This window comes from Actinotalea sp., assembly GCF_041597215.1.
Classification (GTDB): domain Bacteria; phylum Actinomycetota; class Actinomycetes; order Actinomycetales; family Cellulomonadaceae; genus Actinotalea.
Window position 1 is genome coordinate 1 of record NZ_JBFHHB010000114.1, and the last position, 10,028, is coordinate 10,028.

A 10,028-nucleotide genomic window follows, 5' to 3' on the forward strand; every position below is an offset into this window, starting at 1 on the left:
GCCACGCGGGGCAGGGCCGACTGCAGGCGTTCCACGCCGTAGCGGATCGCCGCGGCATAGCCGCCCACCTCCTGGCCGAGGGTGACCGGTGTGGCGTCCATGAGGTGCGTGCGGCCGGACTTGACCACCGTCTCCCACTCGGCTGCCTTCCTCTCCAGCGAGGCGGCCAGGTGCTCGAGCGCCGGGACGAGGTCGCGCACGACCCCGGCGGTCGCCGCGACGTGGACGGAGGTGGGGAAGACGTCGTTGGAGGACTGCGAGGCGTTCACGTGGTCGTTGGGGTGCACCTCGGCGCCGAGTCGCCTGGTCGCGAGCGTCGCGAGCACCTCGTTGGTGTTCATGTTCGAGGAGGTGCCCGAACCCGTCTGGAACACGTCGATCGGGAAGTGCGCGTCGTGCGCACCCGAGGCGACCTCGTCGGCCGAGGCGACGATCGCTGCGGCGATCTCGCCGGAGAGCACGCCGAGCTCGGCGTTCGCGAGTGCCGCGGCCTTCTTGATCCGGGCAAGGGCCTCGATATGTCCTCGCTCCAGGCGGGTGCCGGAGATGGGGAAGTTCTCGACGGCGCGCTGGGTCTGCGCGCGGTAGAGGGCGTCTTCGGGGACCAGGACGTCCCCCATGGTGTCGTGCTCGACCCGGTACCCGGGCATCGTCGCGTCGGTCATGACGCCATCTTGTCAGGCGTCGACGGCACCTCGGACGTCGACGGCCCTGGCCTCGCCCTGGGCGAGCGTGTACTCCACGCCGACGACGGCGCAGCGCCCCTCCGCGACCGCCGTGGACAGTGCCGCCGAGTAGCTCAGGAGCATGTCCACGGTGTGCCGGAGGTGCTCCCTGCCGAGCGTGTCGGCGGAGGGCACGGCCAGGTTCGTCCCGTTGCTGTGGTCGGCAGAGGTCTGGGAGACGATGCTCGGGATCACCCGGTCGACGATGGCCCGCACGAACCCGGTGGGCATGACGCCGGTCCTCAGCGCCTCGGCCGCAGCCGTGACCGCACCGCAGGAGTCGTGCCCGAGCACGACCACGAGGCTCGCGCCGAGCACCTCGACGCCGTACTCGATCGAGCCGAGCACGGTCGTGTCCACGACGTGGCCGGCCGTGCGCACCACGAACACCTCGCCGAGCCCGCGGTCGAAGATGATCTCCGCCGCGACCCGGGAGTCCGAGCAGCCGAAGACGACGGCGAAGGGGCTCTGCGCCGCCGAGAGCTCGGTGCGGTGGTCGACACCCTGGGAGGGGTGCTCCATCGCGCCGGCGACGAATCGCCGGTTGCCCTCGACGAGAGCGGACCATGCCGTGGCGGGCGTGTAGGTGCTGGGCATGGCGTCATCATGGCAGCGCGAGGTGACCCGCGCGCGCCTGGGCTCAGACGCCGACGAGGCCGATCACCAGGGCCATCACGAGGACCGTGACGAGCTCGTGGACGATGTTGAGCGCGGTCAGGCCCATCGGGCGCGCCTCGAAGGCGTCATGGGTGATGAACCGCGCCGCGGTGAAGCCCGCCCACAGGAACGCACCGGTGGCTAGGGCGTCGCCGAGGAAGCTGCCGCCGTAGAACTCGTGCGCGATCCACGCCGCGCCGGCGAGCACCCAGGCGGTCACGAAGCTGACCAGGACGGTGACCACGATCGGGACGACGCCCCGAGAAGCGATCCGGTCCCGGTTGACCCGGGCGAGGGCCATCCACCGGTTGCCGAACACCCGCGGGGAGTACCACAGGGAGCCGACGGCCATCGTCGAGGCGGTCGCGAGGAGCACTGCCCACAGGTTGACTTCAGGTGCCGTCATGATCCGCTCTTCGTCGGTGACCGAGACGGGGCGTCCGCGGTGCGATGGAGTCTAGTGGGGCAGCCGCCGCCTCAGTCGAAGCTGCAGTCGATCAGGATCGCCCCGACGAGCGAGGTCGCGTCGATGTCGGCGTCGCCGAAGCCGACGCGGGTGAAGGTCGCCAGGAGCGAGGTGGAGTTCTTCAGCTGGGCGTCGTCGAAGGAGCTGTCGCTGATGGTGGCGCCTGTGAGGACGACGCGCTCGAGCTTCGCCTCGTCGAAGGTCGTGGAGGAGATCGACGCGCCTGTGAGGAGCGTGTCGATGAGGTCCGCGTCCACCAACGACGCGTTGCTGATCCTGGCTCCGGTGAGGTCCACGTCTCGCAGGTCGGCCTTGTCGAGATTGATGGACGTCAGCACGGCACCCCGGAGGTTCGCTCCCGTGAGGTCGACGTCGTAGAAGTTGCCGGTCAGGGTCAGACCGGACAGGTCGCAGTTCTTCAGGTTCCGTCCGGGGAGCGGCGCCCAGCCGTTTTGCGCCCACTCGCAGGCATTCGTTCCCGTGGGCGTTGGGGTGGGCGTGGGTGTGGGCGTGGGCGTAGGCGTCGACGTGGGCGTGGGCGTCGACGTGGGCGTCGGCGGAAGCGTGGGAGTCGGCGTCGGCACGGACGTGGGTATCGGCACGGGAGGGACGGTCGGCGTCGGGACGATGCTCGGCACGGTGGGGATCGACGTGGGTGGGCTCACCGTCGGCACGGCCGGGAGCGGTACCTGGGGGACCTGCACGTCGCTTCCCGTGGGGTCGTCGGACGGGACGGGGCCGGGCGCTGCGGGTCCGGACGGGGCGCCGCTCGGGGTGGGATCGGTGCTGACCTCACCGTCGTCGCCCTCCGGACCACGAACGAGGGGCGAGGGGCCGGGGGTCGAGGCGGCGGGCCCCTCGGCCGAGCGGAAAGCGGGCGTCGGCGTCGCGCTCGGCTCCGCGACGACGCTCTCCTCGGCGGCCGGGGGCGAGGCGGCCTCGGCCGGGGGTGCCCCCGGGCCGACGACCCCGAGGGCGATGCCGGCGATGCCGGCGGCGACAGCGCTCGCGGCCGATCCGACGGCACCGCCGATCGAGGTGAGCCCGGGCAGGGGGGTGGAGCCGAGGCCCGGGAGGGCGGAGAGGACGGACATCGGGCCGGCGACGCGTTGGAGCTTGCCGAGGCCGACGGCGAGCATGGCGCGCACGACGTCGGGGTCGAACTGGGTTCCCGAGCAGCGGGCGAGCTCTTCTCGTGCGGCCGCGGCGCTGAGGGGCGCCTTGTACGCGCGGGCGGAGGTGATGACGTCGTAGGCGTCGACGACCGCGACGATGCGTCCGGCGAGGCTGATCTGGGTGCCGGCGAGTCCGCGGGGGTAGCCGCCGCCGTCCCAGCGTTCGTGGTGCTGGTCGATGGCATCGAGCCAGGGGCCCAGCCAGTCGGCGAGCGGGGCGGCGATCTCCCGGCCGGCGGCGGGGTGGGTGGAGAGCCGGGCCCACTCCTGGCTGGTGGGTCGGCCGTTCTTGGTGATGATCTCGGCCGGCACGGTGAGCTTGCCGACGTCGTGCAGGAGGGCTGCCCAGCTGAGCTTGGCGGCGTCGTGGCTGCTCAGGCCGAGCTCCTTGCCGACCAGTGCCGCGTAGGCCTGGACGCGTTCGGAGTGGCCGGCGGTCAGGGAGTCGTGCGCGGTGATCGCGGCGACCGTGTCGAGCAGCCAGTCGGCGTGGTCCTGCTCCTCGGTGAGCCGGCGGGGTGAGGTTCCCGCTGTGCTCATGCGTGTGCGCAGTGCGTCGGGGGAGTGGTGGCGCAGGGCGACCGCGAGCCGGGACGGTGCATGGTCGGGGAAGTACAGGGACAGTCTCAGCAGCCCGGCGAGCGGCATGAGGCGTCTGGCCAGCCGGGTCGCTCCGGCGAGCAGCAGCAGGGACGCGGCGACCTCGCCCGCGATCCAGACCCAGCGGTTCACGCCGAGCCGTGACGCGGGGAACCAGTGCGCAGCAGCAAGACCGAATCCCAGGACGAGGATCAGCGGAAGGACGAGGAGCACGATCCGGGCGGCGGCCGCAGCCACGGGGTGCGGGCGCCACCGACCGAGTTCCGGATCTCCGTAGTTCTGCGTGGGGCCAGAGCTCATCCCCTCTCATCGGCCGCCACCGGCCCGGCCGTGATCGACCGAGAGGGTGACGCCGAGCGGTCGCACGCGCGGTCCCGGCCCGCCGCGGGACCGGCCGCTGGGCTCAGGAAGGCGCGCTGCCCGGCCGGTAGTCGTCGAGCTCCGCGCGGGTCGGGGGGTTGGCTCCGGCGCGGCTCACCGTGATCGCGGCGATCCGCGTGCAGCGCTCGAGGACCTCCTGCCAGGTGGACGCCCCCGCGTCGTGCAGAGCGGCGCGCCGCTCGCCGCCGAGCAGCCCCGCCAGCCAGAGCCCGTCGATCAGACCACCCATGAAGGAGTCTCCGGCGCCGACGGTGTCCGCGACCGTCACCCGCGGGGTCGCCACCTCGACAGTGAGGCCGCTGCGCGTGACGGCGACGGCACCCTCGCCTCCCCGGGTGACCACGACGGCCGCCGGGCCGAGCCCGACCCATCGGCGCGCGACGTCCGTCGGCTCGGTGCCCGGTTCCAGCCAGGCCAGGTCCTCGTCGCTCACCTTGACCACGTCGGACAGGGCCACGAGCCGCTCGACGACCGGGCGGGTGTCGGCGGGCGGCGGCATGAGCGAGGGCCGCAGGTTGGGGTCGTAGGTCACCGTCGCCGTCGGCCGGTGGGCCTCGAGGATGTGAGCGACGTCGGAGCCGCCCGGTTCGACCACGGCGCCGATCGAGCCCGTGTGCACGACGATCGGCAGGGGCGGCGAGGCCCAGGTGCTCGGTACCTGCCAGGACAGGTCGAAGTCGTAGGTGGCGACGCCGTCCGCGTCGAGGGTCGCGGTCGCCACCGAGGTGCGCTCCGCCGAGGCGCTCCCCGGGACGACGTCGACCCCGGACGCGGCCAGGTGGGCCGTGATCGCCGCGCCGTCCTCGTCGGCGCCGAACCAGGTGAGGAGGTCAGCGGCCCGGCCCAGCCTCGCCAGGCCGATCGCGACGTTCATCGGGCTCCCGCCCGGGTGCCGGCCGAGCGTCTGCCCGCCGCTGCGCACCACGTCGATCAGCGCCTCGCCGATGACGAGAGCGCGGCGCTCGGCGGGGTCGGTGGGCGCCGGGAGGGCCGCCGCCTTCTCCTCCGTGGCGGGAAGGGTCGGGGCCTGCTCGGTCATCGCTCGTCCTCGGTGCTCGTGGCCTCGTCCTCGCCCGCGGGGGAACGGGCTGCGTCCAGGCGCCTGCGTGCCCCGTCGAGCCACTCCTGGCAGCGGCGCGCGAGGGCCTCTCCCCGTTCCCACAGCGCGAGCGACCCCTCGAGCGTCTCGCCGCCGGCCTCGAGCCGGGTGACCACGCCGACGAGCTCGTCGCGGGCCTGCTCGTAGCTGAGGTCCGAGACCGCCGGCAGGTCGTCGACGGCTGAGGGTGTCGGGTCGGAGGCGGGCATTGGCTCAGTAAACCGCATCGACGTCCCTCGCTTCGTGGGTCCCTTCGGCGACGGCGGCCAGCTCGCCCCGGGCCACGCGGATGCGCAGGCGGTCGCCCGCGCCCACCTCGTGTGGGTCGCGGACCACGCTGCCGTCGGTCCGCTGGACGACGGCGTACCCCCGGTCCAGCGTCGCCGCGGGAGACAGCGCGGTGACCTGGGCGAGGAGCCGGGAGACCTCGGCCTCTCCGGCGACGACCCGCTGCCCCAGAGAGCGTCGGGCGTCGCCGAGCAGTCGGTCGATCGTCTCCTGGCGGGCGTCGATCAGGACCTCGGGAAGGGAGAGACAGGGGCGTGAGCGCAGGGCGGCGAGGCGCTCCGTCTCCCTGCGGAGCAGCTGCTCGACGGCGGCCGAGGACCGCGCCCTGGCCTGGCGCACCCGGCTGCGCTCCTCGGCCACGTCGGGGACGATCCGCTTGGCGGCGTCGGTCGGCGTGGACGCGCGGTGGTCGGCGACGAGGTCGAGCAGGGGTGTGTCCGTCTCGTGCCCGATGGCGCTGACCAGGGGGGTGCGGCAGGCGGCTGCGGCGCGGACCATCGTCTCGTTGCTGAACGGCAGCAGGTCCTCCACCGAGCCGCCGCCCCTGGCCACCACGATCACCTCGACGCGCGGGTCGGCGTCGAGCTCGGCGATCGCGGCGCCGACCTCTGGCACGGCACGCGGTCCCTGGACCGCCACCTCGCGGATGACGAACTCGACCTGCGGCCAGCGGTCCCTGGCGTTGACGACGACGTCGTGCTCGGCCTTGGACTCGCGCCCGCACACCAGACCGACGACGGCAGGAAGGAAGGGAAGGGGGACCTTGCGGTCCGCGTCGAAGAGGCCCTCGGCAGCGAGCACGCGGCGCAGCTGCTCGATCCGGGCGAGCAGGTCGCCCAGGCCCACGACGCGCGCGCTGTCGGCCTGCAGCTGAAGGGTGCCGCGCTTGGCCCAGAAGGTCGGGGTCGCGTGGACGACGACGTGGGCGCCCTCGGTGATCTCGCCGAGCACCCGGCCCGCCGCGGTGACGGACAGGGACACGTCCGCCTCGGTGTCACGCAGGGTGAGGAAGGACATGCCGGCGCGCCGGTTGAGCTGGACGATCTGGCCCTCGACCCACACGCCGGACATCCGGTGGACGTACTCGCCGATCTTCGCCGAGAGGTGGCGGACGGGCCAGGGGTGCTCCGGGCTGGTGTCCAGCGCCTTGGCGGGGAGCTCGGGAAGATCGGTCACGGGGTCAGCGTCTCATCAGGGACCGTCAGGCCGCCGGTCGCGCCCACTGAGCCCGCCCCGGCCCCTCGACCTAGACTGGCGCGGTGACTTCCCCCACCACGACCACCAAGCGTGTGCTGCTCGCGGCACCCCGCGGCTACTGCGCGGGGGTCGACCGCGCGGTCATCGCCGTCGAGAAGGCCCTGGACCACTACGGCGCTCCGGTGTACGTCCGCAAGGAGATCGTGCACAACAAGTACGTCGTGGAGACCCTTGCGGCCCGGGGTGCGGTGTTCGTCGAGGAGACCGACGAGGTGCCCGAGGGTGCCCGCGTGGTCTTCTCCGCGCACGGCGTGTCCCCGGCGGTGCACGCCTCGGCCGCCGCGCGCTCCCTGCAGACGATCGACGCGACGTGCCCGCTGGTGACCAAGGTGCACAAGGAGGCGGTGCGCTTCGCGTCCGATGACATGGACATCCTGCTCATCGGACACACCGGTCACGAGGAGGTCGAGGGCACCGCGGGCGAGGCCCCCGAGCACATCCAGGTCGTCAACTCCCCGGAGGACGTCCCCGGCATCGTCGTGCGGGACCCCGAGAAGGTCGTCTGGCTCTCCCAGACCACGCTCTCGGTGGACGAGACGATGGAGACGGTGCGCCGGCTCCGTGAGCGCTTCCCGAAGCTGCAGGACCCGCCGAGCGACGACATCTGCTACGCGACGCAGAACCGCCAGGTCGCGGTGAAGAAGCTCGCCCCCGAGTGCGATGTGGTGATCGTCGTCGGCTCGGCGAACTCCTCGAACTCGGTGCGGCTCGTGGAGGTCGCTCTCGACGCGGGGGCCACGGCCTCCTACCGCGTGGACACGGCGGCGGAGATCGAGGAGGCCTGGCTCGACGGGGCCGCCACGGTCGGGGTCACTTCCGGCGCGTCGGTCCCCGAGATCCTGGTGCGCGACGTGCTGGACCGGCTCGCCCGGTCCGGTTTCGGCGACGTCCAGGAGGTCAGGACCGCGACCGAGGACCTCATGTTCTCCCTGCCCAAGGAGCTCCGCGCGGACCTCAAGGCCGCGGGCACCCCGGTGCCTCGCCCGGAGCGCGGCGCACGCCAGTCGCTGAGCGTCGAACCCGCCTGAGGGCTGCGCTCCTCAGCCGGTGTGGGCCCGCTCGTCGGGCTCTGCCAGCACGACGATGTGCTCGTCCGCCGCGGCGACGAGCTCCGGCGCGCTGAGGGTCGAGAGGCGCGGGTTCGCCGCGACGGGCGTCTCGAGATCGCCGTCCACCACGCCGAGCTCGGCGAAGCGACGCGCGCTGACGAGCACCCGGGTCTCGAGTGAGGCAACCGTTTGGTTGTAGGCGGTCGCCGCACCATCGATCGCCCGGCCGAGGCGGGCGACGTGTCCTCCGAGGGTCGCGATCCGTCCGTGCAGCTCCTTGCCGAGGCTGAGCACCGTCTGGGCGTTCGCGGCGAGCGACTCCTGACGCCACGCGTAGGCCACCGTGCGCAGCAGGGCCAGGAGCGTCGAGGGGGTGGCGACGACGACATTGCGTTCGAAGGCGTACTCGACAAGGGCGGGGTCGAGCTCGACCGCCGCCTGCCAGAAGGACTCCGCCGGGACGAACATCACCACGAACTCGGGAGCCGGGGCGAACTGGTCCCAGTACCGCTTGGCGGCCAGGGAGTCGACGTGGCTGCGCACCTGACGCGCGTGGGCCGCCATGCGGTCCTGCCGCTGGGTCTCGTCGGTGGCCTCGGTCGCCTCGAGGAACCCGAGGAAGGCGACCTTCGCGTCCACCACGACCTGCTTACCGCCGGCGAGCCGGATGACCATGTCGGGGCGCAGCGGGCCGTCGTCGGTACGTGCGTGGGCCTGCTCCTGGAAGTCCACATGGGCGAGCATCCCTGCGGCCTCCACGACTCGGCGCAGCTGGAGCTCTCCCCACCGGCCGCGCACCTGGGAGGCGCGCAGGGCGTTGACCAGGCGGGCCGTCTCCCCGCGCAGCCGGTCCGAGGTCGCGGTCATGGCGGCGACCTGCTCCGCGAGAGCCGCCGCGCCCGCGGCTCTCGCCTGCTCGGCGGTGCCGAGCTGCGTGCGTACCGACTCCAGGGTCGCGGCGAGCGGCTCGACCAGCCCCCGCACCGCCTGCTCGCGCTGGGCGAGCTCGGCGACCTGGCTCTGCTGCGAGGCGGCGAGCCGTTGGTGCGCGAGCGCGAGGAACTGCTCGCTGCTGCTCGCCAGGGCCTCCGCCGCGAGGGACTGGAAGCGCTCCGCCTGACGGCGCTCGTCGCCATCGGTCGCGGCGATCCGCTCGAGATGGGCGGCGCGCTCCGCCTGCAGCCGGGCCTCGGCCGCAGCGGCCGCGACCTCCGCCCGTCTCAGCCGCTCTCCCGAGCGGGCGACGGCGAGGGACCACCCCGCGGTCAGCCCGAGGGCAGCGGCAACGAGGACCATCAGTGCGACGACGATCGGCGACATGGGCCGAGGGTCTCACCGGGCACCGACACGGGCCGTGGGGCAGTCGCCCTGTGCCGTCCCCGTAGACTTCTCGCCCGTGGCACTCACCATCGGCATCGTCGGCCTGCCCAACGTCGGCAAGTCCACCCTGTTCAACGCCCTGACGCGCAACGACGTCCTGGCGGCGAACTACCCCTTCGCGACCATCGAGCCGAACGTCGGCGTCGTCCCGTTGCCCGATCCGCGTCTGGCGCAGCTCGCCGAGGTCTTCGGCAGCGAACGCCTCGTCCCCGCCGTGGTGTCGTTCGTGGACATCGCGGGCATCGTCCGTGGCGCGAGCGAGGGGGAGGGCCTGGGCAACAAGTTCCTGGCCAACATCCGCGAGGCCGACGCGATCTGCCAGGTGGTCCGAGCCTTCGCCGACGGCGACGTCGTGCACGTGGAGGGCAAGGTCGACCCGGCCGACGACATCGAGACGATCAACACCGAGCTCGTCCTCGCCGACCTGCAGACCGTCGAAAAGGCGATCCCGCGCCTCGAGAAGGAGGTCCGTGGCAAGAAGGCGGACCCGGCCCTTCTCGCCGCGGCGAAGGAGGCCCAGGTCGTCCTCGCCGAGGGCGGCACGCTCTTCGCCGCCGCCGACCGGCTCGCCAGGGCGGGCGTCGACCCCGCTGCCCTGCGCGAGCTGCAGCTGCTGACGACCAAGCCCTTCATCTACGTCTTCAACACCGACGACGCAGGCCTGGCGGACGACGCGATGAAGGAGAAGCTCACCGCACTGGTGGCCCCCGCGGACTGCGTCTTCCTCGACGCGAAGCTCGAGGCCGAGCTCGTCGAGCTCGACGCGGAGGACGCGGCGGAGATGCTCGCGGAGACCGGCCAGGAGGAGGCGGGCCTCGACCAGCTCGCCCGCGTCGGCTTCCACACGCTCGGCCTGCAGACCTACCTCACCGCCGGTCCCAAGGAATCGCGCGCGTGGACCATCCGCCAGGGTGCCACCGCTCCCGAGGCCGCCGGCGTGATCCACACGGA

At 72.8% G+C, this 10,028-nt stretch carries 10 protein-coding genes; 2 read left to right on the plus strand and 8 right to left on the minus strand.

Annotated elements, in window-relative coordinates; genetic code table 11:
- From ABWK99_RS09455 to xseA, 7 genes are all read right to left on the minus strand, one after another.
- Positions 1-665, minus strand: a 665-nt coding sequence (locus tag ABWK99_RS09455) for a lyase family protein (RefSeq protein WP_372594447.1), incomplete at its 3' end; no start/stop codon positions are given.
- A 12-nt stretch (positions 666-677) separates the two neighbouring features.
- Positions 678-1,322 carry a carbonic anhydrase gene (locus tag ABWK99_RS09460; protein WP_372594448.1) on the minus strand — a complete coding sequence of 215 codons (645 nt, stop codon included), beginning with the start codon at positions 1,320-1,322 and terminating at the stop codon, positions 678-680.
- Positions 1,323-1,365: 43 nt separating this feature from the next.
- Positions 1,366-1,788 carry a DUF1761 domain-containing protein gene (locus ABWK99_RS09465; protein WP_372594449.1) on the minus strand — a complete coding sequence of 141 codons (423 nt, stop codon included), beginning with the start codon at positions 1,786-1,788 and terminating at the stop codon, positions 1,366-1,368.
- Positions 1,789-1,859: 71 nt separating this feature from the next.
- The gene (locus ABWK99_RS09470; protein WP_372594450.1) at positions 1,860-3,923 is read right to left on the minus strand and encodes an HD domain-containing phosphohydrolase; all 2,064 of its coding nucleotides are present in this window, start codon (positions 3,921-3,923) and stop codon (positions 1,860-1,862) included.
- A gap of 103 nt (positions 3,924-4,026) precedes the next feature.
- Positions 4,027-5,043: a carbohydrate kinase gene (locus ABWK99_RS09475; RefSeq protein WP_372594451.1), complete on the minus strand. Its 1,017-nt coding sequence runs from the start codon at positions 5,041-5,043 to the stop codon at positions 4,027-4,029.
- Entirely contained in the window at positions 5,040-5,312 is a 273-nt protein-coding gene (locus tag ABWK99_RS09480) for an exodeoxyribonuclease VII small subunit (RefSeq protein ID WP_372594452.1), read from the minus strand. Before ABWK99_RS09480 ends, ABWK99_RS09475 begins: the two co-directional genes overlap by 4 nt.
- Before the next feature lie 4 nt (positions 5,313-5,316).
- Entirely contained in the window at positions 5,317-6,567 is a 1,251-nt protein-coding gene (gene xseA / locus ABWK99_RS09485) for an exodeoxyribonuclease VII large subunit (RefSeq protein ID WP_372594453.1), read from the minus strand.
- 83 nt (positions 6,568-6,650) lie between these two features.
- Here xseA and ABWK99_RS09490 point away from each other — a divergent pair, with 83 nt between their 5' ends.
- Positions 6,651-7,676, plus strand: coding sequence for a 4-hydroxy-3-methylbut-2-enyl diphosphate reductase (locus ABWK99_RS09490; RefSeq protein ID WP_372594454.1), 1,026 nt, complete (start codon positions 6,651-6,653; stop codon positions 7,674-7,676).
- A 12-nt stretch (positions 7,677-7,688) separates the two neighbouring features.
- Here ABWK99_RS09490 and ABWK99_RS09495 read toward each other — a convergent pair whose 3' ends face one another.
- Complete coding sequence (locus tag ABWK99_RS09495) at positions 7,689-9,017, minus strand: DNA recombination protein RmuC (protein ID WP_372594455.1); 1,329 nt, start codon at positions 9,015-9,017, stop codon at positions 7,689-7,691.
- Positions 9,018-9,093: 76 nt separating this feature from the next.
- On the opposite strand from ABWK99_RS09495, the gene ychF reads away from it, so the two are divergent.
- Positions 9,094-10,028 (plus strand): redox-regulated ATPase YchF (gene ychF, locus ABWK99_RS09500; protein WP_372594456.1); only part of this gene is annotated, 935 nt, incomplete at its 3' end.